Origin of the sequence: Pseudohaliea sp., assembly GCF_040217025.1 — a bacterium.
Lineage (GTDB): Bacteria > Pseudomonadota > Gammaproteobacteria > Pseudomonadales > Halieaceae > Pseudohaliea.
This window is the reverse complement of the sequence record NZ_JAVJOA010000012.1, coordinates 108042-134563: the sequence shown is the minus strand read 5'-3', so window position 1 is coordinate 134563 and position 26522 is coordinate 108042. Positions and strand designations below refer to the sequence as shown.

Below are 26522 nucleotides of genomic sequence, written 5' to 3'. Positions count from 1 at the left end.
GCACCATCGCAAGAGCGTCACAGTTCACAGCTATAAATGACTGCTACAACCCGGGGAACCCCCCGTCAACGAGGAGATAGTCAATGATTCGTCCTTTTTTCGCCGCGGCCATGGCCGCGCTGTGCCTGGCCTTTGCCCTGGGCGCCGGTGCTGCCCGGGCAGACGACGCGGCCCTGGAGCGCGTCCTCGAGAGCCGCACCCTGGTAGTCGGCATGTCCGGCGACCAGCCGCCCATGAACGCGGTCAACCGCGAGGGCAACTTCATGGGCCTCGACGTGGACCTCGCCCGGGCCCTCGCCAACGCCATGCGCGTCGACCTGCGGATCGAGAAGATGCCCTTCGGTGAGCTCATGGGCGCGCTGGAGGAGGGCGAGGTCGACCTGGTCATCTCCGGCATGGCGATTACCCCCGAGCGCGCCGTCGACGCCACCTTCGTCGGCCCGTACATGCTCTCCGGGAAGTCCATCCTCACCCGCGGCGACGTGGTAGAGCGCTTTGCCACGGGCGACCTCGCCAGCCAGGACGTCAAGCTCGCGGCGCTGGCCAACTCCACCAGCGCGACCTTCGTGCGCGAGGCAGCACCGAACGCCGAGCTCGTCGAGGTGGACGACTACGCCAGTGCCGTGGCCATGATCCAGGCCGGCGAGGTCTCGGGGCTCGTGGCGGACATGCCCACCTGCCTGCTCGCGGTCATGCGTCACCCCGATGCCGACCTGGTCACCCTGGACGAGCCGCTCACGGTCGAACCCCTGGGCATCGCCGTGAACGCCGGGGACGCGCAGTTTGCCGGCCTCGTCGATAACTACCTCGACGCCTACGAGCGCACCGGCCTGCTCATGGCGCTGCGCAAGAAGTGGATGGAAAACAGCGGCTGGATCGCAGCGCTGCCCTGACCTCACGGGCGGCACCCGGCGCGGGCCGGGTGCCGCTCACTGCTTGACGGTGTCGCGCAGGATGCGCTGCTTCTGCCGGTTCCAGTCGCGCTCCTTGGAAGTATCCCGCTTGTCGTGGGTCTGCTTGCCGCGGGCCAGGGCAACGCGCGCCTTGACGAGATGCTTCTTCCAGTAGAGCTGCGTGCACACGCAGGTCTGCCCCTTCTGCGCCGTAGCGGCCAGGATCTTCGCCAGTTCCTTCTTGTGCAGCAGCAGTTTGCGGGTGCGGGCCGGGTCCGCCACCGTGTGCGCGGACGTGGTATCCAGCGGCGTGATCTGCGAGCCCAGCAGGAAGGCCTCACCGTCCTTCATGAGGACATAGGAGTCGGTGAGCTGTACCTTGCCGGCGCGAAGCGCCTTCACTTCCCAGCCCTCCAGGGCGATGCCGGCCTCGAAGGTCTCGAGGAACTCGTAGTCGAAGCGGGCGCGCTTGTTCTGGACAATGACATTATCGGGCGTTTTGCGTTTCTTTTTTGACATGGGGCGGCATTATACGTAGCGCCCCCGGTGGGGGAACGTGAATGTTGCTCTTTTCACCGGCGGGCCCCGGCGGCAGGCTGTCCGGGCCCGACGCTAGCGACCCTGCCGGCCAACCCTGCGAACAAGGAGTTCCACCGCCACCGTGCAGCTTACCGACCCTCCAGGAGCCTGGCACTCGCGCTCGACCTTTGTGTTTGCCCTGGCGGGGGCGGCGGTCGGTCTCGGCAATCTCTGGCGCTTTGCCTACCTGCTGGGCAGCCACGGTGGCACGCCGTTCCTCCTGGCCTACCTCGCCGGGCTGCTGCTGATGGCGGTGCCCGTGGTGATCGCCGAGGTGGCCATCGGCAGCCTCGGCCGTGCCGCGCCACCCATGGCCTGGGCCTCGGCGGCACGGCAGGCGCGCCTCGGCGCCGGCTGGGGCGCGTGGGGTTTGCTCGCAGCGGTCACGGCCCTGGCCGTGCTGGGCTACGGCGCGGTGGTGGGCGGTTGGTCCCTGACCTACGCCTGGCACCTGGCGCGGGGTACCTTCGCCGCGGCCAGCCCGCGGGACGTGAGCGGCTTCCTCGACGGCCTGCTCGCCGCCCCCTGGCGCATGCTGGCCTGGCAGTCACTGTTTCTTGCGGTGGCCATTGCCGTTTCCGCGGCGGGCGTGCGCCGCGGCCTCGGAGCCCTGGCCTGGTTGCTGGTGCCGTCGATCATGGCGCTGTTCTGGCTCCTCATCGACTTTGCCCTCGTCCACGGCGACCTGGCGGCCGCCCAGGCCTTTCTCTTTTCCACGCAGCCGCTGGATTTCCACGATGAAGCCCTCTTCGTCGCCTTCGGCCAGGCGCTGTTTACGCTCGGGGTGGGGTTGGGCGTGGGCATCAGCTACGGCAGCTACGCCCCGCCACGGCTGCCCCTCGGCCGCTCCGTGCTCGCCGTCGCGGTGTTCGACTGCGCGGCGGCACTCGCCGCGGGCGTGGCCATCTTCCCGGTCGTTTTTGCGAACAACATTGCCCCCGATATGGGGCCCGGACTGCTTTTTGTCAGCCTGCCTTATGCCTTCGGCAACCTGCGCGAGGGCGATGCCTACGGCATGCTGTTCTTCCTGCTTGTAGCGCTGGCCGCCCTGGGTACGGCGGTCGCGCTGCTGGAGCCGGCCGTGGCCACGCTCTGCCAGCGCCTGCGCTGGCGGCGCTGGCAGGGCGCGCTCGCCGCCGGCCTTGCCGCCTGGCTGCTGGCGCTCGCAGTCGCCTTCTCCCTCGTCCCCGACTCGCCGCTTGCGGGCCTGCTGCCGCTGCTCGAGCAGGCTACGACCGCCTGGCTGATTCCCCTCGGTGCGCTCGCCGCGGCGACCTTCGTCGGCTGGTGCGTGGACCCGGCGTTCCTGCGCCGGGTGCTGTACCGCGAGTCGGACCATTTCTTTCGCGCCTGGCTGCTGCAACTGCGCTTTGTTGCCCCGCTGGGGCTGCTTATCGTATGGTTCTGGCTCGCCGTGTCGGGCCCCTGACCGGCGCCCCGAAGCTACGGACCGCAGCATGCCCGCCATCAACCGAAGCGCCCTGTTGCCCTACACCCAGCGCCAGCTGTTCGACCTCGTCAACGATGTCGAGGCCTACCCGCAGTACCTGGAAGGCTGTGTGGGCGCGCAGGTGCTGCACCGGGACGATGCCAGCATGGAGGCGCGCCTCGACCTTTCCCGCGGCGGCATTGCCCAGAGCTTCACCACCCGCAACCGGCTGCTCGCACCGGAGAGCATCGTCCTCGAGTTGAAGGAGGGACCCTTCGAGCGCTTTGCCGGCCGCTGGCACTTCCAGGCGCTCGGCGACGCCGCCTGCAAGGTGACCCTGGAGCTCGACTTCGCCGTGCGCTCGAGCCTGCTCGGGGCCGCCGCAGGTCGACTCTTCGACCGGGTGACCAACAACCTCGTGGACGCGGTCGTACGCCGCGCCAGGCAGCTTTATGGATGAGTGAGGGTGAGCTGTTTGCCGTCGAGGTGGCCTACGCGCTGCCCGAGCGCCAGCTGATCGTTCCGCTCGAGGTGACCGCGGGCACGACGGCCCTGGAGGCCGCACAGCAGTCGGGCATCGAGCAGGAATTTCCGGGTTTGGTGATCGATGCGGGGACGAGTCTCGGCATTTTCGGCCAGGCCGTGCCGCCCCAGCAGGCGCTTAAGCCCGGGGACCGGGTGGAGATCTACCGGCCCCTCAAGGCCGACCCGAAAGCCGCGCGCAAGGCGCGGGCGGAAAAGGCGAAGGCCCGTCGTGCCGGCGAAGAGAGCGAGAAAGAGACTGACGGGGGCGGGGAGCCCTAGCTCGCGTCCGCGGCGGGAGCCTCTGCGGTCCCCGTTGCGTTCTCTCCAGCGCCCGCGGCCCAGGCCGGCAGGTAATCCCCTTTCACGTCGACCAGCCGGTCGCCGTCGAAGTAGACCGTGACCATGGCCTTGCGGATGATCTCGTCACCGAGCTTGATCTCGTAGGGATAGTCCCAGCGGTCCTGGTCGAAGGTATCCTCCACGAGCGGCGTGCCCAGGATGAAGCGGACCTGCCGGCGGCTCATGCCGGGCTCGAGCTGGTCGATGATGTCCTGGGTGATGATGTTGCCCTGCTCGATGTTGATCTTGTACACGCCGGGGAAGCCGACAAAGCCACAGGCGGCGACGGAGAGCAGGAGCAGGGTGGCGATGAGGACGCGCATGGGGCGGTGCTTTCCCTCGGAAATCAAGGGTGGCATCATACCGGCACGCGTCAGACCAGAGAACCCCCGACATGGCTCAAGAAAACCAGGAGCTGCGCAACGCCGGCCTGAAAGTCACGCTGCCGCGCGTGAAAATCCTGCAGATTCTCGATGCCGCGGAAGCGAGCTCGCAGCACATGAGCGCGGAAGATGTCTACCGCGCGCTGCTCGACGCCGGCGACGATGTGGGTCTCGCCACGGTCTACCGGGTGCTTACGCAGTTTGAATCCGCCGGGCTCGTGACCCGGCACAACTTCGAGACCGGTCACTCGGTGTTCGAGCTGGCCAAGGGCGAGCACCATGACCACATGGTCTGCGTCGATACGAACGAGGTGATCGAGTTCCACGACGAGGTCATCGAAGAGCGGCAGCAGCAGATCGCCGATGCGCACGGTTACGAACTGGTGGACCACTCCCTGGTCCTCTACGTGCGCAAAAAGGGGCAGGGCGGGAACTGACCTTTACCGGGTCCCGACCTAGCCCTGCCGGCAGCGTCAGCCCGCTGCCGCCTCTTCCAGCATTTCCCGCGCGTGGGCCAGGGTCTGCTCGGTCACCTTCACACCGCCGAGCATCCGCGCCACTTCCTCGACCCGGCCGTTGTCGTCCAGCACGGCCAGCGCCGTGCGTACCGCTTTGCGGTCGCCTTCCTTGCTGACCTTGAGCTGACGGTGCGCCTGGGCCGCGACCTGCGGCAGGTGAGTCACGCAGAGCACCTGTGCCCCGCCGGCCAGGCGCCGCAGCAGGCGGCCGACGACCTCCGCAACGGCACCGCCGATGCCGACATCGACCTCGTCGAAGACCATCGTCGGTACCGTGGTGGCGCTGGCGGTCACCACCTGGATGGCCAGGCTGATGCGTGAGAGCTCGCCGCCGGAGGCGATGCGGGCCAGGGGCTGGGGTGCGGCGCCCGGGTTGGTGGCAATCAACAGCTCGACCGCCTCCGCCCCCGCTGGGTGCGGAGTGCGTGCCTCCCGCGGTGCCAGCCTGACCTCGAAGCTGCACTGGCCCATGGCCAGGCTGTCCAGGGATTTGCTGGTCTCGCGCACGAGTTTCTTCGCCGCCTTGCGCCGGGCCGTCGTCAGCCCCGCGGCGGCTTCCTCCCAGGCCTTCTCCAGCTCGCGCTGGCGTGCGGCCAGGGCCTCGGCCTGGGCCTCGCCGCCGCTCAGCTTCGCCAGCTCGGCGGCGAGCGTGGCATGCTCCTCGCGCAGCGCCTCCGGCTGCACCCGGTGCTTCCGGGCCACCGCGTAGATCTGCTCCAGGCGTTGCTGGGTCGCCGCGAGCCGTTCCGGGTTGATCTCGATCGCGTCGAGGTAATGTTCGAGGTCCGACTGCGCCTCGCCCGCCTGAATGGCGGCCGACTCCAGCATCTCTCGCGCATTGTCGAGGCCGGCGCCCGGGTGCTGGCCGGCATCGATCAGCCGCCGCGCACGCTGCGCCGTGGCCTCCAGCTGCTCGCAGAGCTCCCGGGCTTCGCCGGCGCTGGCGAGGATGTCCTCGGCGCCCGCCAGCTGTTTCTCCTCGGCCTCCAGGGTGGCGATCTCGTCGTCGCCCAGGGCCAGCTCATCGAGTTCGCGGACCTGGTATTCGAGCAGCTGCCGCCGCGCTTCACCCTCGTCACCGGCGCCGCGCAGGGCCTCGAGGGCGTCGCGGGTCTCCTGCCACTCCCGGGCGAGGGCCGCGACGTGGGCTGCGGCCTTGCCTGCGCCCGCGTAGCTGTCCAGCAGGCCCCGCTGGACCTCGCGCCGCAGCAGGGACTGGTGGGCGTGCTGGCTGTGGATGTCGGCGAGGTGTCGCCCTAGTTCCGCGCACTGCTGCAGTGTGGCCGGGCTGCCGTTGATCCAGGCCCGGGAACGGTCGCCGGCGATGACCCGGCGCAGGATGCATTCCTCTGCGGGCAGTTCGCGCTCGGCGAGCCAGGCGCGGGCGGCGGGGAGGTCGCCGAGGTCGAAGGTGGCGGTCACCTCGGCGCGCTCGCAGCCCGGGCGGATGGCCCTGGGGTCGGCGCGGTCGCCGAGGCATAGGCCCAGGGCGTCGAGCATGATGGACTTGCCGGCACCGGTCTCCCCGGTAATCGCAGTCATGCCCGGCCCGAGCTCCACCTCGAGAGCCTCGACCACCGTGTAATTGCGTATGCCCAGGTGTACCAGCATGGAATCGGTGCGCCCTCAAGGGTGACAGGCTGTTATACCGCAGACATCGGCTCGCGGGAAACATCGGCGCCGGCCGCCGCTTTGCGCGCACCCCCCGCTGTGATACAAGACGAGCATCGAAAGCGACGTAATGGCCGTGCGCGAGGAAATTTCGGACAGGGCGCGAACGCTCCTCAAGGTGCTGGTGCAGCGGCATATCCGCGACGGCCAGCCGGTGGGGTCGCGGACGCTGCAGGAAGAGGCGGGGCTGCCGGTCAGCGCTGCCACGATCCGCAATGTCATGTCGGACCTGGAGGAGCGCGGATACCTGCACTCCCCCCACACCAGTGCCGGGCGCGTGCCCACGGCGCTGGGGTACCGCTTTTTCGTTGACAGCCTGCTCGAGGTCCAGGCCCTCGACGAGGCCTCTGTCGATATCCTCCGCTCCGCCCTGAACCCGGACAAGAGCTCGACGGACCTGGTGCAGAGCGCCTCCTCACTGCTGTCTGCCATCACCTCCCAAGCCGGTATCGTCACCGTGCCCCGGCAGGACGCACAGCAGCTTCGGCAGGTGGAGTTCCTACCGCTGTCGGACCGGCGCGTGCTGGTGATCCTCGTGGTCAACGAGCGCGAGGTGCAGAACCGCATTATCCACACCGCGCGGGATTTCTCCGACGAGGAACTGCGCACGGCGGCGGCCCTGGTCAATCAGCGCTTCGGGGGCCAGCCCCTGGACCGGGTCAAGGTGCAGATTCTCGGCGAGATGCGCGAGGCGCGCAGCCGCATCGACGACTACCTGACGGCGACGCTGGATCTTGCCAGCCAGGCCCTCGACCCGGAAGAGCGCGACGAGGACTGCCTCGTGGCCGGCGAGGCGCACCTGCTCGACAGCGCCAGCGCCGAGGATGTCGACAAGCTGCGGGAACTGTTCGAGGTCTTCGAGCGCAAGAAGGACCTTCTTCACCTGCTCGAGCGTTGCACCCGCGCCGACGGGGTGCAGATCTTCATCGGCGAGGAGGCGGGCTACGAGGTGTTCGGCGACTTCAGCGTGATTACCGCGCCCTACGGCGACGGCCGCCGGCCCCTGGGCGTGCTCGGCGTCATCGGCCCGACACGCATGGCCTACGACCGGGTGATCCCGATCGTCGACGTGACCTCGCGCATGCTCTCCTCGGCGCTCGCCCGCTAGCTCTCCGCGCCGGCGAGCGGCCCGCGCCGCGCGTCGGGGGCAGGCGATGCCCCCTGGCGCCCGCCCGCGCAAAGCCCGGCCTCGAAAAGGACGGCCTTGAAATGCGCGGCGGCGCCCCAATGAACCCTCCATCGCAAGCCATGACGCAAGGGAGGGAGCGCGTGTCTGACAAGGAGCAGGAACCGCAGATGCCGCCGGATGTAGCCGCGCAGGACGGCAGGCCGGAAGCCGAGCAGGACGCCGGGCCGAAAGCCGCTCAGGAAGCTGAGCGGGAAACCGGAGGGGCCGCCGAGGCTGCAGCCGGTGACAGCGATGCGGTAAACGCCGGAGAAGATGGCGCTGCGGCGGAGGCCGGTGACGAGGACGCGGCACTGGCCGCCGAACTCGCGGAGGCGCGCGACCAGGTCCTGCGCGCCCAGGCCGAGCTGCAGAACACCCGCCGGCGTGCGGAGCAGGATGTCGAGCGGGCGCGGAAATACGCGCTGGAGCGCTTCTGCAGCGAACTCCTGCCGGTGGTGGACAACCTCGAGCGCGCTCTCGAGTCCGCCTCGGGCGACGACGAGCAGATTCGTCCTATTGCGGAGGGCGTCGAGCTGACCCTGAAAAGCTTCCTGAACGCCCTGGGCAAGTTCAACATCGAGCCCGTGGACCCCGCCGGGGAGCCCTTCGATCCCCAGTTCCACCAGGCCATGAGCAGCGTCGAGAACCCGGACGTTGAGCCGAATACCGTGGTCGCCGTCATGCAGAAAGGCTACACCCTGAACGGACGTCTCGTGCGGCCCGCCATGGTGATGGTGAGCAAGGCCGCGGCGGGGGATTCCGGGGCCTGACAGGCCCGGTCCCCGTGCCCTTGAATTCTGCGGCTCAGGGCCAATATAGAAATCAGTTAGCGAAACAGCGGGTCGCCGGCGCGACCCGAGAGGAGATTTGACATGGGCAAGATCATTGGAATCGACCTGGGTACCACCAACAGCTGCGTGGCTGTCATGGAAGGTGACAAGACCCGGGTGATCGAGAACGCCGAGGGCGACCGCACCACGCCCTCCATCGTCGCGTACACGGAAGACGGCGAAATCCTGGTGGGGCAGAGCGCCAAGCGCCAGGCCGTAACCAACCCGAGGAACACCCTGTTCGCGGTGAAGCGCCTCATCGGCCGCAAGTTCAAGGACGATGTCGTCCAGAAAGACATCAAGATGGTTCCGTACGAGATCGTCGCCGCGGACAACGGCGACGCCTGGGTTGCCGCCAAGGGCGAGAAAATGGCGCCTCCGCAGGTGTCTGCCGAAGTGCTGCGCAAGATGAAGAAGACGGCCGAGGAGTATCTCGGCGAGCCCGTGACCGAGGCGGTCATCACCGTCCCGGCCTACTTCAACGACTCCCAGCGCCAGGCCACTAAGGACGCCGGCAAGATCGCCGGCCTCGAGGTCAAGCGCATCATCAACGAGCCGACGGCCGCTGCCCTCGCCTACGGCATGGACAAGGCCCAGGGCGACCGCACGATCGCGGTGTATGACCTCGGCGGCGGTACCTTCGATATCTCCATCATCGAGATTGCCGAGGTGGACGGGGAGCACCAGTTCGAGGTGCTGTCCACCAACGGTGATACCTTCCTCGGCGGTGAGGACTTCGACCTGCGCCTCATCGACTACCTGGCGGCGGAATTCAAGAAGGAAAGCGGCATCGACCTGCACAACGATCCGCTGGCCCTGCAGCGCCTGAAGGAAGCGGCCGAGAAGGCCAAGATCGAGCTGTCCAGCTCGCAGCAGACGGAGGTCAACCTCCCCTACATCACCGCCGACGCCTCCGGGCCGAAGCACCTGGTGGTGAAGCTGTCGCGCTCCAAGCTCGAGTCCCTGGTGGAAGACCTCGTCACGCGCTCCATGGAGCCGGTGAAGGTTGCCCTGAAAGACGCCGGCCTGTCCCCCAGCGAGATCAACGACGTCATCCTCGTGGGCGGTCAGACGCGCATGCCGCTGGTACAGAAGCAGGTCGCCGAGTACTTCGGCAAGGACCCGCGCCGGGACGTAAACCCGGACGAGGCGGTTGCCATGGGCGCGGCCATCCAGGGTGCGGTCCTCTCCGGTGACGTGAAGGACGTACTGCTGCTGGACGTGACGCCGCTGACCCTGGGTATCGAGACCATGGGTGGCGTGGCCACGCCGCTGATCGAGAAGAACACCACGATCCCGACGAAGAAGTCGCAGGTGTTCTCCACGGCGGAAGACAACCAGACGGCCGTGACCATTCACGTGGTGCAGGGCGAGCGCAAGCAGGCTGCCCAGAACAAGTCCCTGGGGCGCTTCGACCTCGCCGACATCCCGCCGGCGCCGCGGGGCATGCCGCAGGTCGAGGTCACCTTCGACCTCGACGCCAACGGCATTCTCAACGTCTCTGCCAAGGACAAGGCCACCGGCAAGGAGCAGTCGATCCGAATCACTGCCTCCGGCGGCCTCTCCGAGGACGAGATCGAGAAGATGGTGGCCGATGCCGAAGCCAACGCCGAAGCCGACAAGAAGTTCGAGGAACTGATCACGGCGCGCAACAGCACCGAAGGCCTCATCCACGCGGCCCGCAAGACGCTGGAGGAGGGCGGTGACCACGCGACCGGCGAAGAGAAGGCCGCCATCGAGGCCGCCATCACGGAAGCCGAGGAGGCGGTGCAAGGCGACGACAAGGACGCCATCGACGCGGCGGCGAACAAGCTCACCGAGGCGACGGGCCCCGTGGCGCAGAAGATGTACGCCGCCCAGGCCGAGAATGCCGGGGGCGCGGCCGGCGCGCAGGGCGCTGCCGATGCCGGTGAGAGTGCCGCCAGCGGTGACGAGGCCGTCGACGCGGAGTTTGAGGAAGTCGACGACGACAAGAAGTAAACTGGCGCTTTTGCGGGGCCCGCGGGGCCCCGCGTGACGCCCCCTCCTGGCGCGGGACTCTGTTTCCCGCGTTGTCGTTTCCGAGCGAGGGGCATTTGCGGGACGGGATATGGCAAAGCGGGATTACTACGAGGTGCTCGGCGTCAGCCGCGGCGCCGATGAAAAGGACATCAAGAAGGCCTACCGCCGGGTAGCCATGAAGTACCATCCGGATCGCAATCCCGACGATCCGGACGCGGACGACAAGTTCAAGGAGGCCACCGAGGCCTACGACGTGCTCACGGACAGTGAGAAGCGCGCGGCCTACGACCAGTTCGGCCACGCGGGCGTCGACCAGTCCATGGGTGGCGGTGCCGGCGGCTTCGGCGGCGGCAGCTTCAGCGACATCTTCGGCGACGTTTTCGGCGACATTTTCGGCGGCGGTGGTCGCGCCCGCGGCGGGCCGCAGCGCGGCGCCGACCTGCGCTACACCCTGGATATCACCCTCGAGCAGGCTGTGCGGGGCACCACGGTGGAGATCCGCGTGCCGACGCTTGTCTCCTGCAGCACCTGCAACGGCACCGGCGCGAAGAAGGGCACTTCGCCGACGACCTGCGGCACCTGCGGCGGCATCGGCCAGGTGCGCATGCAGCAGGGCTTCTTCCAGGTGCAGCAGACCTGCCCGACCTGCCGCGGTCGCGGCACGCTCATCTCCGACCCCTGCACGAGCTGCCGGGGCCAGGGCCGGGTAGAGAAGACCAAGACGCTGTCGGTGAAGGTGCCGCCGGGCGTGGACACCGGCGACCGCATCCGTCTTTCTGGCGAGGGCGAAGCCGGGCCCGAGGGCGGGCCGGCCGGGGACCTGTTTGTGCAGATCTCGGTCAAGCAGCACCCGATCTTCGAGCGCGACGGCAAGAACCTCTATTGCGAGATTCCCATCACCTTCGTCGACGCTGCCCTCGGTGGCGAACTGGAAGTGCCGACCCTCGACGGGCGCGTCAAGCTCAAGATCCCGCCGGAGACGCAGACCGGCAAGCTCTTCCGCCTGCGCGGCAAGGGCGTGCAACCGGTGCGGGGTGGCGGCGTGGGCGACCTGCTCTGCCGCGCCGTGGTCGAGACCCCGGTCAACCTCAACAAGGAACAGAAGGAGCTCCTGCGCAAGTTCGAGGAGAGCCTGGGGCAGGGCGGCAACGCCCAGTCGCCGCGGCAGACGAGCTTCTTCGAGGGCGTCAGGCGTTTTTTTGACGACATGAAGCCATGAGCCTGCGTATCGGCATCACCGGCGCCGGCGGGCGCATGGGACAGACGCTGGTGCAGGCGCTCCAGCTGGCCGGCGACGGCATGGTGCTCGCCGCGGCCCTGGAGCGCCCGGGAAGCAGCCTGCTCGGCGCGGATGCCGGTGAGCTCGGCGGTACCGGCGCTAACGGTATCTTTGTGGGCAGCGATGTCGACAGCGCGCTCGCGGCCGCGGACGTGCTGGTGGATTTCAGCTCCGTAGCGGCAACCCTCGCCAACGTCGCGGCCTGCCGTGCCCGCGGCAGGGCCCTGGTCATCGGCACCACGGGCTTCAGCCCCGACGAGCTGGCACAGATTGACGCCGCCGCCGCCGACATCCCCATCTGCAAGGCCTCCAACTTCAGCACCGGCGTGAACCTCTGCTTCCGCCTGGTGGCGGAAGCTGCCCGCGTTCTCGGCGACGAGGTCGACGTGGAGGTGATCGAGGCGCACCACCGGCACAAGGTGGATGCACCCTCCGGGACGGCGCTCAGTCTCGGCCAGGAGGCCGCCGCCGCCCTCGGCCGCGACCTGCGCGAGGACGCGGTGTATCACCGGGAGGGTCAGACCGGCGCCCGCCGGGCCGGCAGCATCGGTTTCAGCACCATCCGCGGCGGGGATATCGTCGGTGACCACACCGTACTCTTTGCCGGCGACGGTGAGCGGATCGAGATTACCCACAAGGCCAGCAGCCGGCTGGCCTTTGCCCGGGGCGCCCTGCGCGCCGCCGCCTGGCTGGCGGCACAGCCCCCGGGCCTCTATGACATGCAGGACGTGCTCGGCCTGCGGCCGAAGGAGGAATCAGCGTGATCGACCAGGCACCGGCGGCAGGCGGCAACGTCGTCGACATCGACGAGAGCAACGCCGCACACTACCTCATCGACGAGTCGCACAAGCGGCCCGTGGTCATCGATTTCTGGGCGGACTGGTGCGAGCCCTGCAAGACGCTCATGCCGGTACTTGAGCGCCTTGCCGACGAGTACCGCGGCGCCTTCCTGCTGGCCCGGGTGAACGCCGACAGCCAGCAGATGATCGCGCAGCAGTTCGGCGTGCGCAGCCTGCCGACGGTACTGGTGATGCAGCGCGGTCAGCCCGTGGACGGCTTCGCCGGCGCCCAGCCGGAGGCGGCGGTGCGCGAACTCCTGCAGAAATATCTCCCGTCTCCTTTCGAGGGCGTGCTCGCCGAGGCGGCGGAGAAGCTCCAGGCCGGCGACGCCAGCGCTGCCATTGCGTTGCTGCGGCCGGCCTACGAGGCCTCCGGCCGCGAGCACGAGGTCGCGATGGTCTACGCCCATGCGCTGATCGAGGGCTATCGCCTCGATGAGGCCGAGCAGGTGCTCGATGCGGTCAGGATGGTCGACCAGGACGCCGCGTACGAACAGTGCCGGGCGCAGCTGGCGATCCGCCGCGAGTCGGCGAAGTCGCCGGAGGTGACGGCCCTGGAAGAGCAGCTCGAGGCCGACCCGGACAACCTGGACCTGCGCGCGCAGCTGGCGGTGCATTACACCGACACCGGCCAGTTCCGCGAGGGCCTGGAAGCGCTGTTCGTCATCCTCCAGCGGCAGCTGGACCACAACGACGGCGCAACTAAGAAAGCCTACCTGGACACCATCGCCTCCCTCGGTAAGGGCGACCCGCTTGCCGCCGAGTTCCAGCGCAAGCTCTACAGCCTTCTGTACTGATCGCGGCGAATTGCCCGGGCGTCCCCGGGGGCGGGGTGCCCTTTGGGCCCTGCGCCATCGTGCGGGCGGAGCCCGCAAAGCCCGCCGGTTGCAGCTGAAAAGCGTCACCAGAACACGCTTGTTTCACTTTCCTACTCCCGCTAGAGTACTCGGCCGAGGAAAAACATACTCGAAAGTCAAAATCTCGGGGGCCAGCTTTCTGGTTAACCCAGGTAACCGGTAACCAAGGAGAACGACCGTGGATACCAGCTTTTCCGCCGAAGACCTCGCCTTCCGGGATGAGGTCCGCGCCTTTTTCACAGAGGCCTACGACGACGAACTGCAGGCCCGTCTTTCCGACAAGGCCACGTTCCGTGAGGCCGTGATCGACTGGCAGCGCCGCCTCTACGAGAAGGGCTGGATTGCCCCGAACTGGCCGAAGGGCCACGGTGGCGCGGAGTGGACGCCCACCCAGAACTTCATCTACGAGACCGAGCGGGCTGCCTCGGGCGTTCGCGACGTGGTCCCCTTCGGACTGAAGATGGTCGGCCCAGTGATCTACACCTTCGGCAACGACGAGCAGAAAGAGCGCTTCCTGCCCCGCATCCTGCGTAGCGAAGACTGGTGGTGCCAGGGGTACTCGGAACCGGGGGCCGGCTCCGACCTCGCCTCCCTGAAAACCCGGGCGGAGCGCGATGGCGACGACTACGTGGTCAATGGCGCCAAGATCTGGACCACCTATGCGCAGTACGCGGACTGGATCTTCTGCCTCGTGCGCACGAGCAGCGAGGGCAAGAAGCAGAACGGCATCTCCTTCCTGCTCATCGACATGCATTCGCCGGGCATCAAGGTGAACCCGATCGTCTCTATCGACAATCACCACAGCCTGAACGAGGTGGAGTTCAACAACGTCCGCGTACCCGTTTCCAACCTGATCGGCGAAGAGGACAAGGGCTGGACTTACGCCAAGGCGCTGCTTGCCCACGAGCGCACGTCCATCGCCGGGGTCGCTGATTCCAAGCGCGCGCTGGCAGAGGTGCGCGATTTCGCCGCTCGCGAAGAGAACGGAGGCCGCTTCCTCATCGACGACCCGCTGTTCCAGCAGCGCCTGTCGGATATCGAGATCGAGCTGATGGCCCTCGAGTACACGGAGTTGCGGGTGCTCGCGTCCGTGGCCGCCGGTGGTGCGCCGGGTGCCGAGTCGTCGCTCTTGAAGATCAAGGGCACGGAAATCCAGCAGGCCATCCAGGAACTGCGCATGGAACTGGCCGGCTACTACCAGGGAGTGCTGCCCACGGAACTTTCCCCCGAGGTGCTTGGCCACAGTTTCGGCAGCGATGCCCGCCAGGCCTTTATGTACGGCCGGGCCGCCACCATCTACGGTGGTTCGAACGAAGTGCAGAAGAACATCATTGCCAAGGCCGTTCTGGGCCTCTGACAGCCGCCACGAGGTAAGCGACATGAATTTCGACTTTTCCGACGAGCAGGTGATGCTGCGCGACAGCGTCGCGCGCTTTATCCAGGACGACTACGACTTCGACACGCGCCGCAGGATCGTCGCCTCGGATGCCGGGATGAGCAAAGAGAACTGGGATACCTTTGCCGAGCTGGGCTGGCTGTCCGTGCCCTTTGCCGAGGAGTTCGGCGGCTTCGGCGGCGGGGCGGTGGACCTCATGGTCATGATGGAGGAATTCGGCAGGGGGCTCGTGGTCGAGCCGTACCTGGCTACCGTCGTGTTGTTCGGCGGCCTCCTGCGGCACGGCGGCAGCGAGGCCCAGCAGTCCGACTTCATCCCGCGCATCATCGAGGGCAGCTGTCTCGGCGCCTTCGCCTACCTCGAGCGCCAGAGCCGCTTCGAGCTGGCCGACGTCAAGACTACCGCCACGCGGAACGGGGACGATTACCTGCTGCACGGCGAGAAGGTCGTGGTGTTCAACGGCGCCAATGCCGACACGCTGATCGTCTCGGCACGTACCGCCGGCGAGCAGACCGACGACCACGGCATCACCCTGTTTCTCGTGCCGGCCAATGCGCCGGGCGTGGAGCTTGTCGATTACCGGCTCATGGACGGTCAGCGCGTCGCCAACGTCGTACTGCGCGACGTGACCGTGGGCGCGAGCGATGTCGTCGGTGCCGTCGACGAGGGCCTGTCGCTGATGCAGGCGGTGATCCACGAGGCCTGCGTGGCCCTCGGCGCCGAGGCGCTCGGCATAATGGGCCAGCTGAACGCGAAGACCCTGGAGTACACCCGGACCCGGGAGCAATTCGGGGTGCCGATCGGCAGCTTCCAGGCCCTGCAACACCGCATGGTCGACACCTTCATGTCCTACGAACAGGCAAAGTCGCTGCTGTACCGTGCGGTCTGCGCCCTGGAAAAGGACGACGAGGACCCTGCCAGGAATATCCACGCGCTCAAGGTGATGATCGACAAGGCCGGAAAGCATATTTATGGCGAGGCCATCCAGCTCCACGGCGGGATGGGTATCACGGACGAGCTGGACATCGGCCATTACGCCAAGCGGCTGATGATGATCAACGCGACCTTCGGCAACGGGGACTATCACCAGGGCTGTTTCAACGCCCTGAGCTACGGCAGGGACGCGGCCTAGGCCGTCCGGGGGCGCCATGGATATCAGGGACCGGATCGTCGTCGTCACCGGTGGCGGCAACGGCATCGGCAAGGCGCTCTGCGAGGCTTTTGCAGGCGCCGGGGCAAAGGCGGTCATCGCAGCTGACCTCGACGCGGCGGCGGCCGAAGCCGTGGCCGCGGCGATCGGTGGCGAGGGCCATGGTCTGGACGTGCGCGACGAGGACGCTGTCAAGGCGCTTGTCGAAGACGTGGAAGGGCGTCACGGCCACATCGACCTCTTCTGCAGCAACGCGGGCATCATCGCCGGCGACGGTGAACCCTGGTACGCCACCTCCGCGCCGAACGCGACCTGGCAGGCCATGTGGGAAATCCACGTAATGGCGCACGTCTACGCGGCGCGGGCCTGCCTGCCGGCAATGATCGAGCGTGGCGAGGGCTATTTCCTCAACACGGCATCGGCCGCCGGCCTGCTCAACCAGGTGGGCGATGCGGCCTACTCCACAACCAAGCACGCGGCCATCGGCTTTGCGGAGGCGCTGGCCATCACCCATGGCGATGACGGCATCAAGGTTGCCTGCCTGTGCCCGCAGGCGGTGGACACGCAGATGATCGCTTCCGTGGAAGGCGGTGGCACTGCCGGCGTCGACGGCGTTATCTCCCCCGCAGAGGTGGCGCAGGCGGTACTCGCGGGGCTGGCGGAGGAGCGTTTCCTGATCCTGCCGCACCCGCAGGTCGAGGAGTACCGGCAGCGCAAGGCGCAGGACTACGACCGCTGGCTCGGGGGCATGCGCAAATTGCGCCGCCGCTTTGGCAACCCTACAATCTGAGGCCTTCTGCCAGCGCCCGGAAACGCCATGGAACGCAAGGAGCGCTTCGCGCGCATCATCCTCAACGGTTTCGAATCCTACTTCGCCGACTTCCAGAACATCACCCTCGCCGCCCGGACCCGCTTCGAGAACGCGGACTGGCACGGAGTGCAGCAGGGTTCCCGGGACCGCATCGATCTCTACAAGACGAAAATCGGGGCCGTTCTCGATTATGTGAAGCTGGTAGCCGGCGACCAGCTCGAGAACCTGGATTTCTGGCGCCAGGCCAAACCCGTCTATGCGGAACTGATCCGCGGCCACAACAACTTCGAAATCGCCGAGACCTTCTTCAACTCCGTGTTCTGCAAGGTGTTGGACCACGCGGAGATCCGGGACGACTACGCGTTCGTGTTCTCACCGCAGGGCGACATGCCGCCGTCGGACATGAGCAAGGTGCTGCGCCGCTATCCCGTCACGGAGGACTTCCGCGCCGCTTTCACGAAGCTCCTGGACGACTACCGTTTCAACGTCCCCTGGGAAGACCGGGACCGGGATGTCGGCTTCATCGTGGACGTGATCGACGAGGTGCTGGTGCCCCCGCGTATAAACCTCGAGGCCGGGCCGCTGCGCCTGGAGGTGCTGGAGCATCACTTCTTCCGCAACAAGAGCGCGTACATCGTGGGGCGCATTTTCGCTGGCGAGGAGCAGATGCCCTTTGCCCTGCCCGTGCGTCACAACGAGCGGGGCGCGGTGTATGTCGACACGGTACTTTTCGGTGCAGACCGGGTGAGCGTGATCTTCAGTTTCACCCGCAGCTACTTCATGGTCGATGCATCGATCCCGTCCCAGTACGTGCTGTTCCTGAAGCAGCTCATGCCGGCCAAGCCGATCTCGGAAGTCTACAGTGCCATCGGGCACTACAAGCACGGGAAGACCGTGTACCACCGCACCGCCGTGCGGCATATGCAGAACACCTCGGACAAGTTCTCCATCGCCCCGGGGATCAAGGGCATGGTCATGCTCGTTTTCACCATGCCGTCCTACGAGTACGTGTTCAAGGTGATCAAGGACCGCTTTACCGCACCGAAGGAGGTGACCCGGGAAGAGGTCATGCACAAGTACCAGCTGGTGAAGCGCTGGGATCGCGCCGGGCGGATGGCCGATACGCAGGAGTTCCGCAAGCTGGTGTTCGCCCGGGACCAGTTCTCCGATGAGCTCATGGAGGAGCTCTACCGCGAAGCACCCTCGCAGATCGAGGAGCGCGGTCGCGCCCTGATCCTCAATCACGTGTACGTCGAGCGGCGCATGGACCCGCTCAATCTCTATCTGCAGCACGCGACGGACGAGCAGGTAGACGACGTGATGGACGAGTACGGCAACGCCATCAAGCAGCTAGCAGCGGCGAATATCTTTCCCGGCGACATGCTGCTGAAGAACTTCGGCGTGACCCGCCATGGTCGTGTGGTTTTCTACGACTACGACGAGATCATGCCGCTCACCGAGTGCAATTTCCGCCGCATACCGGAGCCGCGCACGGAAGAAGAGGAATTGTCCGGACAGCCCTGGTATTCCGTGGGCCCTAACGACGTCTTCCCGGAGGAGTTTCGTCTTTTCTTCTCCGGCAACCAGCGCGCCCGGAAAGCCTTTGACGCGCGCCACAGCGACCTCTACGACGTGGAGTTCTGGTGGCGCCTGCAGCGGCAGATCCACAACGGCGTAATCACCACTTTCTACCCGTACCGGCGGCGACTGAGTTTCCCGCGGAAGGGCACTAAACTGAAAAGGGCCGGCTGATGGCTACGATCTACCTGGTGCGCCATGGACAGGCGTCCTTTGGCACGGATGACTATGACCGGCTTTCGGAGCTCGGTGTGCGCCAGGCGGAGCGCGTGGGCGAGTACTTCCGCGACCACGGTATCGTTCTCGACAGCGCCTACTGCGGTGGCCTGAGACGCCAGCGGCACACGGCGGAGCGGGTACTGCTGGCCCAGCCGGGAGAAGTAGTGCTCACGGAGGATTCGCGCTTCGACGAGGTGCGCAATGACGAGCACCTGGAGCACTTGCTGCCCATCGTGCTAGAGGGTAACGAGCGCCTGCAGGCTGTGGTGAACCGGGGCCTCAGGTCCTCAAAGGATTACCAGAAAGTCATCGATGCCGTGTTCAACTACTGGGTCTCCGATGCCTGTGATGTGCCGCAGATCCAGAGCTGGGCCGATTACTCGGGCGGCGTGCGCGCGGCGATGAAGGACCTGATGGCGCGGGAGGGCGCGGGCAGGACCGTGGCCGTGTTCACCTCCGGGGGCACAATTGCCACCATCGTTGCCGACGTGCTGGGCCTAGATGGCAGCCACGCCTACAAATTCTACGAGCCGGTCTTCAACTGCTCCGTGACACAGCTGTTCTACAGCGGCGAGCGGGTCTCCCTGTCCTACTTCAACGATTGCTCCTTCCTGCGCGTGCTCGGCCGGCAGCGCGACGAAGACCTGGTGACCTACCGCTGATGGCAGCGGGCACCCGCTGTTTCCTCGTGCGCCACGGTGAAGCTGCGGCGCACTGGGGAGAAGAGGATGACCCGGGGCTGTCCGCCCTGGGGCGGCAGCAGGCGGAGCGGGCGGCAGCGGAGTTGCTGGCTCTCGGTGTGTCCGGCGACTACGCCATTCTCACCAGCCCCAAGGCACGGGCCCGGGAAACCGCGGCGCCGCTCGCCGCGCGCGCAGGTCGTGAAGCGGGCCTGGCGCCTGACTTCCGGGAAATACCGGCACCGGTGCCCCTGGCGGAAAGGCGCGACTGGCTGCGGGGCTTCCTGCGCGAGCGCTGGTCTGCCTGCCATCACCGGGAGGTGCTGGCCTGGCGCCAGGGCTTGCTCGATGCGCTTGCCGGCCTTGACCGGCCGGCGGTCATCTTTACGCACTTCCTGGTGATCAATGCGGTAGTCGCCCATGCCCGGGGGCAGGACGATGTATTGGCTTTCTGGCCGGACAACGGCTCCGTGCATGAGATCGCGATCCTGCCGGGCGGCAGCCTGGAGGTCGTGCGCCTGGGCGCCGAACTCGAGACTGTCGTCAATTAGCCGGACAAGTCACTAGCCTGCAGATTCCGCGCGCCGCCGGATGAGGGCCTCCTGGGCGGTGGAAGCGACCAGCCGCCCGTCTCGCGTGAAGAACTGTCCACGGCAGAAGCCTCGCCCGCCGCTGGCGTTGGGGCTGTCCATGGCGTAGAGAAGATATTCGTCGGCGCGTGCGGGCCGGTGGAACCAGAGTGCATGATCCAGGCTCGCGATCTGCATGCCCGGGCTCTGGGCCGTGTAGGGGTGAGGCAGCAGGGACGCGCCGAGCAGCGCGAGGTCCGAAATGAAAGCGAGCAGGACCTGGTGTCGGCGCGGGTCGTCGCCGACCTCGCCAGTGGCGCGGAACCAGCTATGCTGCACCGGTTCCTGTGGCTGCGGGTTGTCGTAATCGCGCCGGTTCACCACCCGGCGCTCGATGGCCTGGGCCAGGGGCGCGGGGTAGCGGTCCGGGTTCGCCTCATGCTTCCGCAGCCAGAAGTCGTAGTCTGACTCCAGTTCTTCGGGTGGTGTTACCGTCACCGGGCTGGCCTGGTGCTCCAGGCCTGCCTCGCCGCGCTGGAAGGAAATGGCCGTGTTGAAGATGGCACGCCCATCCTGCTTGGCGACCACCCGGCGCGTGGCGAAGCTGCGCCCATCGCGGATCGGGTCCACCTCGAAAACGATCTGCCGGGACGGGTCCCCGGGGCGCAGGAAGTATGCGTGCATGCTGTGCGCCTCGAGCGCTTCGTCGACCGAGCGCAGCGCCGCGTTCAGCGATTGCGCCAGTACCTGGCCACCGAAGATGCGGCGCGGCCGGGCCGGGCTCTGCCCGGTGAACAGGTAGCGGTCCACCCGCTGTACCTCCAGGTAGTCGAGAAGCCGGTCGAAGGGTCCCTGGTCCATAGTCATTCCAATGCATGCGCGGGCTCGCGCCGGAGGAGCCCGTTGAAGAAAACGTCGAAATAGTCCCGCGCGGCATCGTCGATGTTGTCGACGCGACGCCACAGAGAGATGTCCATGGAGGCGTTGATGGCACCGGCGAGCAGGTTTCTCGCTACCAGCGGATCTACCGCACGGATGCTGCCGTCCGTCACTCCCTGGGCAAGAAAGTCGAGGAAATGGTTGTTTGCTGCGTCCGTGCGGGCAAGCACCTCAAGCCGTCTGTCCGTGGGGAGGGCCGTGATCGTGTTGTAGCGGATAAGGGGACCGAGGTCCGAGTTCTGGATCAGGAACGTGCGCCGACTCGCATAGTCGATCTTCTCGATGCCGGTGCTGCCCGCGTGCTCGGCCTCCCGGTACACGCGCTCGACGATCGAGAGAGAGTGGTTGTAGCAGTTGTAGAGCAGGTCTTCCTTGTTGCGGATGTGGTAGTAGAAAGCTCCCTTGGAGACGTTCAGGTACTCGGCGATCTCGTCGAGAGAGGCGCCATTGAACCCCTTCTTGTTGAACAGCCAGGTGCCCGCCTTGTAGAACGCTTCCTGTTTCAGGCGGTTCTGCTCGTCGCGGTCGAAACCGCTGGTGGTGACCCCGCTGTCGACGTCGGCCGGTGCGATGGCGCTGTGGTAGCAGCCCGGCCCGGCGTACAGTCCGTGCAGCAGCAGATCCGCGGCCTGCTCCGCCGCGGCCGCGACGCCGTCTTCCGGAACACTGTGCAACCAGTGGAATACCCAGTCCAGGCAGCCGATGATGGCGCGGGTCATGGAGGTGCTGTCGCCGTCGCGCAGCGACCCGTCCGCCATGCCGTCCCGCAAGTAGCCGCGGAGACGCTTGAAAAGGTCGATGTAGGCGCCTTCAATCGCACCCCGATGCTCATCGTTGAGCGATGCGATCTCGAGGAGCGCCGCAAGGTGCACGTCGCGGCCGCGACGGGCGTCCTGCCACTGGTCGAACTGCCGCTTCAGAAAGCCCACGATTCGCTCGACGGGTACCCGGGTCCGCGCTTCCAGTTCACCGAGGGCCTGGTGCTGGCGTTGCAGCGTCGCCAGGTAGCACTGGTAGATCAGCTCTTCCTTGGTGCGCACGTAGTAGTAGAGGCTGGTCTTGGTGAGGCCGAGGCTCGCGGCGATATCCTGCAGCGTCGTCGCGCGGGAGCCTTTGCCATTGAAGAGACGGGCTGCTTCGGAGAGGATCGCGGTGCGCTTGGCGTCGTGCTGCGCCTGCCGGTTGAAGGGCTGGGCGCGAGAGGTGGATGACTCGCTGCTACTCATGCTGCGCCGGCGCTGCTCCCGCAGTGGCTTGACTCAATAGTTGGAAATTCCAACTTTAAGTATTTTATTTGTTCCTGTCTAGGAGCGGCCTCCGCCAGGACCGGTAGAGCTGGCTCCCAGCCGGCGACAGTCCTCGTGGCGGAAACAGTCTACGAGGTGGTCGTTGACGATGCCGACAGCCTGCATGAACGCGTAACAGATTGTCGGGCCGACGAAAGCGAAGCCGCGACGCTTCAGCTCCCGGCTGAGTTGCTGCGACAGGGGCGTTTCCGCGGGAACGTCCTCGTGCCGTTGCCAATGGTTCTGTACCGGCCGGCCATCGACAAAGCTCCAGAGGAACGGCGAGAGCCCGGGCCCGCTCTCCGCCAGGGCGATGGCCGCCCGGGCGTTGGTCACCACCGCCTTGATCTTGAGGCGGTTGCGGACGATGTCGGTGGTTTCCGCCGCGTACGCCAGGTCCGCTTCGGTCCAGCGGGCCAGCCGCTCCCGGTCGAAACCCTCGAAGACCCGGCGGTAACCCTCCCGCTTGCGGAGGATCGTCAGCCACGACAGGCCCGCCTGCGCGCCCTCGAGGATCAGGAACTCGAAGAGCCGGTCCTCATCGGCAACCGGCACGCCCCACTCCTCGTCGTGGTAGGCCCGGTAGTCGGCGTGTTCGCCACACCAGGAGCAGCGCGTCTTCTCGGTACTTTCCTTGCCAGGCACTCGACTGGCCCCTCCGTGGCGGCCCCCAGGTCCTTGTGCCAGAATACCAGCGCCCGGCGAGGAGGGGATATGACAGAGACGGTCACGTTCAGCATTGAAAAGCATGTAGCGCGCCTAACCCTCAACAACCCCGAGAAGCACAACGCGCTTGGGCGGAAGGAACTCGACGCCCTCCGCTCGGCGGTTGCGGAGGTGGCGGCGAGCGACAGCGTACGCGTGCTTGTGCTCACCGGGGAAGGGGACAAGACCTTCTGCGCAGGCGCCTCGCTGCAGGAACTCAACGCTGGCGAGATCCGCGGCGACGACTACCAGGACATGACGGATGCCATCGCTGACCTGGCGATACCTACGGTCTGCGCGATCAGTGGCAATGTTTTCGGCGGCGGCGTCGAACTGGCTCTCAGCTGCGATTTCCGGATCGGTATCGAGGGCACGCGCATGCGTGTGCCGGCGGCATCGATCGGTCTCTGTTACCCGGTCCGCGGCATTGAGCGGTTCGTGCAGCGCCTTGGCCCGGGCGTGGCCAAGCGTATTCTCGTTGCCTCGGAAGCCCTGAGCGCCGACGAGATGCTGCGCATCGGGTTCCTCGATCATCTGGTTATGCCGGCGCAGCTCGAGCAGACCGTCGCCACCTACGCCGCTCAGCTGGCCGGCCTGGCGCCGCTCTCTGTGCGTGCCATGAAGCAGATCATCGGTAACGTCGCCTCGGGAACACATGACCGGGAAGAGGCAAAGCGTCTGGCAGTGCTATGCGAGGCGTCCGAGGACCTCGCCGAGGGGTTTGCGGCCCTGAAGGAAAAGCGGCCCCCGGAGTTCAGCGGACGCTGACAAGCCTCAGGCTACAGCGTCCTCCGGAAGCGGTAGTTCGACGCGCAGTGAAGACCCGCCACCGGTTGTCTTGTGCGCGAGTCGCCCGCCGTAGTGGGCAGTAACTTCACGGACCAGTGAGAAGCCGGAAGTTTCGTATTCTTCCAGCGAAACGCCCTCGGGCAGGCCTACTCCGTTGTCTTCGGCGATGACGCTCGCCGTTATGGCTTCTGCATGAGGTTCGGGCGTGAGCTCAAGGGCGACTCGGAGGAAGTTGCCATACTCCCGACCGACAAACGCGTGGTCCAGCGCATTTGCGAGCAGCTCGTAGATTACCGTTGCCAGCCGGGCAGCGTGCGCTGCGTCGATGAGGGTATCGCTGACCTCGTTGATCAGCGTGACCGTGCTACCGTGGCTGCGACGAGACAACAACATCGCACTGCACTCGTCCGTGAAACTGCGCAGATCTGCCAGCACGCGGTCATCCCGGTACCGCAGGGCATGCTCCAGGCAGACGAAGGCTTCTATGCGCTCAAGGGAGGCCTTCGCCATTTCTGAAGACAAGGCGTCGGGCAGCGTATCAGCCTGCCGACCCACAACCTCCCCGATCCAGGAAAGGGTCGCTACATTCCTGCTGGTCACGTTCTCGAGCAGGCGTGCCTGCGTCTCGACCTCATCCTGCATGTCCTCCATCGCCTGTTCTGCAGTGGCGGTCATCTCGCGGGCTAGTTGGGAAGCCCGGCGGGAGACTAGGATTGTTCCGTAATAGTGCTTCGCCACCGCGAGCAGTCCGATCGCTGAAATCGCGTAAACAATCAATGCCCAACTAGAACGCCACCACGGCGGTAGCACTTCTACCTGTAGTGATAGAGTCGAGTAGTTCCACTCTCCTCCCCGAGTTCTGGTCTGGGATTGAAATTCGTAGCTTCCTGGAGGCAAATTGGTATAGGAGACCTCATCCTCTAATCTGCCTCGTATCCAGTCTGAATCGAATCCTTCGAGTCGATATCTGTGTTTAAGGTCGTGAGCTGCCCAGGGCGCTAGAGAACCAAGTTTAAACGTGAGGCGTTGCTTGTCCGCACTGAGCAATACTTTGTCTGCCTGAGTCAAAGGTCGATAGAGTCGAAATTCGCTACCGCCGATCGCGTAAGAAGCAACGTGATGATGGGGTGCTGTCCGGGGAGGGCGAATAGTTGATGGGTCAATCCTTGCGTATCCACCAGTCCCACCGAAATAAATGCCCGATTGGTCTCTAAATGACGCCCCAAAGTCGAACCTCACTGCTGTACTGCCTGCTGAGCTAAGCGCGTGTTGTACGGAACCATCGGTAGACAATTTGAATAAATCTGTCGTTGAAGAAACAAGTGCTTCTGTGTTCGATATTGCCTCAACCGCCTGAACAGTCTTTCCAGAAAGTACATGGTGAATAGTAATTTCTGGCTCTCGAGAGGGAAAATCTTTGAGAGAAACTGCGAAGACACCATTCGTGGGAGTTGCAAGCCACAAAGTGTTCCCGAATGTGGATGCCGCCCAGGGGGTCGTCCCCTCAAGCAGCATAGCAACCTGATTTAAAGCTGCCTGCGTGTTAGGTTCATTCGGTGCTGTGAGAACTCCGCCCTCAGTAAGCAGTAAGAAGCCTAAGCTTCTTATCTGTTCGATGTGCAGTACCCTCTTGTGGGCGAGGTCATTGTGCTTCGTCGCCTCAATCTCTTTGAGGCCTGTCTTGGAATTGAATCTATACGCGCCCTTGCCGAACGTACCGATGAGCAGATCGTCGCGCGTTGATATGAGTGTGCTTATCGGACCAACATTGGTGATTAGGGTTGATGCGCCGCAGGGCAGCTGTCCTGCTTCGACAGGAACTTGAAAAACGCCACCACTTCGCAGCCCGTAGATAATATTATTCCCCCAGGTAGTTACGGCCGTAATCCCGCCTGAGATATCACACATATGTTGTATCTTGCTCCCTAGGGCTGTTCCTCCCTCCCTCTGCTGGGAAAGGAAAAGACCGGCGTAGTCTGCAACAACTACGCGATCTTCTCGGCTAGCGAAACCCACTATCGACGGCGTCGGATTGCCGGGCAGATCCTTCGTGACTACGGTAGCAGAAGCATGTAGCCTGTAGAGTCCGGCAAAGCTTGAGGCCCAGACCGTATCATTGCCTTGTAGAGCTAGCGCGGTGAATTCAGTATTAACCAGATCGCTCGCGAACTTTGAGCTGTAGAGCAGATTAAGGGATTCGGCGTCAAGAACATCAACACCAGAGTCTGTACCTACAAAGATCCTCCCTGACTCTACAGCCACTGTTATCTCATGAACGGTCGTCTTTCGAGAAACCGAATCAACAGCCTTTGCAACGCCCAATTCCCTGAAGTCTGCTCGTAGCGAACACTTGAACAAGCCATTTCCAAGAGTGCCAAGCAACATTGTGTCTCTGTCAAGTGCCGATATTTGAGTGAATTTCTTGTCTGCAAAGGAACAATGATTTATTGATCTTTCGGGGCCTGCCGCAGGGTCGGCGTTAAAACGAAGGACAGTGCCGTGCTCAGATAGGATGAAAGTCGATGCCGAATCAAAGGCGAAATCAACTATTGGCCCCTCCATGCCTTTGCATCTCTTCTGAGTACTCTGCATCTCAATGTCAACAACGAGACAACTCCCGTCAGAAAATCCAAACCATAGCTCAGTTTCTCCGTCATGTTTTGCTTCGGTTACCGCTTTATCCTGCACATCAATCGAGCGGACAGTCTGAAACCGCTCGGCATCTGGGTTGAAGCGGAAAATTCTTCCATCGAATCCCGCCGCCCATACACGTTGCGCTGAATCGATAAAAAGTTCCGCTACTCTCGCTACTGGAAGGCCTGCGCTGCTTACGCCTGGCAGTCGGTGGTTGGCTACATCATGCCCATCATAACGAACGATCGTATCAAGACTGGCTGCCCATACGTCTAGGTTAGGGCGCAGTGCGATATCAGTGAAAGTAATTCCCGAAACCTTCTGCAGAACGGTAGGGGTCGTGTTTAGGAAGCTCGAAGGTGTATTCGTGTCTGACGCCCCGTGGGCAACTGCAACAGGTACGAGAATAAGTAGAGCATTCAGTAGTACTTTCACGAAATAAAGTGCATATGTTC

At 65.1% G+C, this 26522-nt stretch carries 25 protein-coding genes; 18 read left to right on the top strand and 7 right to left on the bottom strand.

What is annotated here, in order from left to right:
• The first annotated feature begins 83 nt into the window (after positions 1–83).
• Positions 84–893, top strand: a complete 810-nt coding sequence (locus tag RKE50_RS17555) for a transporter substrate-binding domain-containing protein (protein ID WP_350038689.1) — start codon at positions 84–86, stop codon at positions 891–893.
• Between the two features lie 36 nt (positions 894–929).
• On the opposite strand, the gene smpB is transcribed toward RKE50_RS17555, so the two are convergent.
• Positions 930–1412: an SsrA-binding protein SmpB gene (smpB, locus tag RKE50_RS17550; RefSeq protein WP_350038687.1), complete on the bottom strand. Its 483-nt coding sequence runs from the start codon at positions 1410–1412 to the stop codon at positions 930–932.
• 142 nt (positions 1413–1554) lie between these two features.
• On the opposite strand from smpB, the gene RKE50_RS17545 reads away from it, so the two are divergent.
• From RKE50_RS17545 to RKE50_RS17535, 3 genes are read left to right on the top strand one after another with little or no spacing between them, the layout of a single operon-like run.
• A complete protein-coding gene (locus RKE50_RS17545) occupies positions 1555–2901 on the top strand; it encodes a sodium-dependent transporter (RefSeq protein ID WP_350038685.1) in 1347 nt (448 codons plus the stop codon).
• A gap of 28 nt (positions 2902–2929) precedes the next feature.
• Positions 2930–3361, top strand: a complete 432-nt coding sequence (locus tag RKE50_RS17540; RefSeq protein ID WP_350038683.1) for a type II toxin-antitoxin system RatA family toxin — start codon at positions 2930–2932, stop codon at positions 3359–3361.
• Positions 3358–3705, top strand: coding sequence for an RnfH family protein (locus tag RKE50_RS17535; RefSeq protein WP_350038681.1), 348 nt, complete (start codon positions 3358–3360; stop codon positions 3703–3705). The genes RKE50_RS17540 and RKE50_RS17535 overlap by 4 nt, the downstream gene beginning before the upstream one ends.
• Here the strand turns inward: RKE50_RS17535 and RKE50_RS17530 are convergent.
• On the bottom strand, positions 3702–4088 hold the full coding sequence (locus RKE50_RS17530) for an outer membrane protein assembly factor BamE (protein ID WP_350038679.1): 387 nt from the start codon (positions 4086–4088) through the stop codon (positions 3702–3704). The two genes, RKE50_RS17535 and RKE50_RS17530, sit on opposite strands and share 4 nt — an antisense overlap.
• A gap of 71 nt (positions 4089–4159) precedes the next feature.
• Here RKE50_RS17530 and fur point away from each other — a divergent pair, with 71 nt between their 5' ends.
• Positions 4160–4585 (top strand): ferric iron uptake transcriptional regulator, encoded by a 426-nt coding sequence (gene fur, locus RKE50_RS17525; RefSeq protein WP_350038677.1) that lies wholly within the window; start codon positions 4160–4162, stop codon positions 4583–4585.
• A 36-nt stretch (positions 4586–4621) separates the two neighbouring features.
• Here the strand turns inward: fur and recN are convergent, their stop codons facing one another.
• On the bottom strand, positions 4622–6277 hold the full coding sequence (gene recN, locus RKE50_RS17520) for a DNA repair protein RecN (protein WP_350038675.1): 1656 nt from the start codon (positions 6275–6277) through the stop codon (positions 4622–4624).
• 136 nt (positions 6278–6413) lie between these two features.
• Between recN and hrcA the strand changes: the two genes are divergently transcribed.
• The 12 genes from hrcA to RKE50_RS17460 all read left to right on the top strand — a co-directional run bounded on the left by hrcA (position 6414) and on the right by RKE50_RS17460 (position 19696).
• Positions 6414–7445: a heat-inducible transcriptional repressor HrcA gene (hrcA, locus tag RKE50_RS17515; protein WP_350038673.1), complete on the top strand. Its 1032-nt coding sequence runs from the start codon at positions 6414–6416 to the stop codon at positions 7443–7445.
• A gap of 188 nt (positions 7446–7633) precedes the next feature.
• Positions 7634–8275 carry a nucleotide exchange factor GrpE gene (grpE, locus tag RKE50_RS17510; protein WP_502937902.1) on the top strand — a complete coding sequence of 214 codons (642 nt, stop codon included), beginning with the start codon at positions 7634–7636 and terminating at the stop codon, positions 8273–8275.
• A 102-nt stretch (positions 8276–8377) separates the two neighbouring features.
• Positions 8378–10315 carry a molecular chaperone DnaK gene (gene dnaK / locus RKE50_RS17505; protein ID WP_350038669.1) on the top strand — a complete coding sequence of 646 codons (1938 nt, stop codon included), beginning with the start codon at positions 8378–8380 and terminating at the stop codon, positions 10313–10315.
• Between the two features lie 109 nt (positions 10316–10424).
• Positions 10425–11555 (top strand): molecular chaperone DnaJ, encoded by a 1131-nt coding sequence (gene dnaJ / locus RKE50_RS17500; protein ID WP_350038667.1) that lies wholly within the window; start codon positions 10425–10427, stop codon positions 11553–11555.
• Positions 11552–12379 carry a 4-hydroxy-tetrahydrodipicolinate reductase gene (dapB, locus tag RKE50_RS17495; RefSeq protein ID WP_350038665.1) on the top strand — a complete coding sequence of 276 codons (828 nt, stop codon included), beginning with the start codon at positions 11552–11554 and terminating at the stop codon, positions 12377–12379. Before dnaJ ends, dapB begins: the two co-directional genes overlap by 4 nt.
• Positions 12376–13251, top strand: a complete 876-nt coding sequence (trxA, locus tag RKE50_RS17490; RefSeq protein WP_350038663.1) for a thioredoxin — start codon at positions 12376–12378, stop codon at positions 13249–13251. The genes dapB and trxA overlap by 4 nt, the downstream gene beginning before the upstream one ends.
• A 238-nt stretch (positions 13252–13489) precedes the next feature.
• Positions 13490–14668 carry an acyl-CoA dehydrogenase family protein gene (locus RKE50_RS17485; RefSeq protein WP_350038661.1) on the top strand — a complete coding sequence of 393 codons (1179 nt, stop codon included), beginning with the start codon at positions 13490–13492 and terminating at the stop codon, positions 14666–14668.
• Between the two features lie 22 nt (positions 14669–14690).
• Positions 14691–15839, top strand: a complete 1149-nt coding sequence (locus tag RKE50_RS17480; RefSeq protein ID WP_350038660.1) for an acyl-CoA dehydrogenase family protein — start codon at positions 14691–14693, stop codon at positions 15837–15839.
• A gap of 16 nt (positions 15840–15855) precedes the next feature.
• Positions 15856–16647: an SDR family oxidoreductase gene (locus tag RKE50_RS17475; RefSeq protein WP_350038658.1), complete on the top strand. Its 792-nt coding sequence runs from the start codon at positions 15856–15858 to the stop codon at positions 16645–16647.
• Between the two features lie 27 nt (positions 16648–16674).
• The gene (aceK, locus tag RKE50_RS17470; protein WP_350038657.1) at positions 16675–18420 is read left to right on the top strand and encodes a bifunctional isocitrate dehydrogenase kinase/phosphatase; all 1746 of its coding nucleotides are present in this window, start codon (positions 16675–16677) and stop codon (positions 18418–18420) included.
• Entirely contained in the window at positions 18420–19127 is a 708-nt protein-coding gene (locus tag RKE50_RS17465) for a histidine phosphatase family protein (RefSeq protein ID WP_350038655.1), read from the top strand. The genes aceK and RKE50_RS17465 overlap by 1 nt, the downstream gene beginning before the upstream one ends.
• The gene (locus RKE50_RS17460) at positions 19127–19696 is read left to right on the top strand and encodes a histidine phosphatase family protein (protein WP_350038653.1); all 570 of its coding nucleotides are present in this window, start codon (positions 19127–19129) and stop codon (positions 19694–19696) included. The genes RKE50_RS17465 and RKE50_RS17460 overlap by 1 nt, the downstream gene beginning before the upstream one ends.
• A 12-nt stretch (positions 19697–19708) precedes the next feature.
• Here RKE50_RS17460 and RKE50_RS17455 read toward each other — a convergent pair whose 3' ends face one another.
• The 3 genes from RKE50_RS17455 to RKE50_RS17445 all read right to left on the bottom strand — a co-directional run bounded on the left by RKE50_RS17455 (position 19709) and on the right by RKE50_RS17445 (position 22584).
• Positions 19709–20575 carry an acyl-CoA thioesterase gene (locus RKE50_RS17455; protein ID WP_350038651.1) on the bottom strand — a complete coding sequence of 289 codons (867 nt, stop codon included), beginning with the start codon at positions 20573–20575 and terminating at the stop codon, positions 19709–19711.
• A gap of 2 nt (positions 20576–20577) precedes the next feature.
• Positions 20578–21879, bottom strand: a complete 1302-nt coding sequence (locus RKE50_RS17450; protein ID WP_350038649.1) for a TetR/AcrR family transcriptional regulator — start codon at positions 21877–21879, stop codon at positions 20578–20580.
• A 78-nt stretch (positions 21880–21957) separates the two neighbouring features.
• Complete coding sequence (locus RKE50_RS17445) at positions 21958–22584, bottom strand: DNA-3-methyladenine glycosylase I (RefSeq protein WP_350038648.1); 627 nt, start codon at positions 22582–22584, stop codon at positions 21958–21960.
• A 69-nt stretch (positions 22585–22653) separates the two neighbouring features.
• Between RKE50_RS17445 and RKE50_RS17440 the strand changes: the two genes are divergently transcribed.
• Positions 22654–23412: an enoyl-CoA hydratase/isomerase family protein gene (locus tag RKE50_RS17440; RefSeq protein WP_350038646.1), complete on the top strand. Its 759-nt coding sequence runs from the start codon at positions 22654–22656 to the stop codon at positions 23410–23412.
• A 6-nt stretch (positions 23413–23418) separates the two neighbouring features.
• Here RKE50_RS17440 and RKE50_RS17435 read toward each other — a convergent pair whose 3' ends face one another.
• Positions 23419–26502, bottom strand: coding sequence for a triple tyrosine motif-containing protein (locus RKE50_RS17435; protein WP_350038644.1), 3084 nt, complete (start codon positions 26500–26502; stop codon positions 23419–23421).
• Positions 26503–26522: the final 20 nt, after the last annotated feature.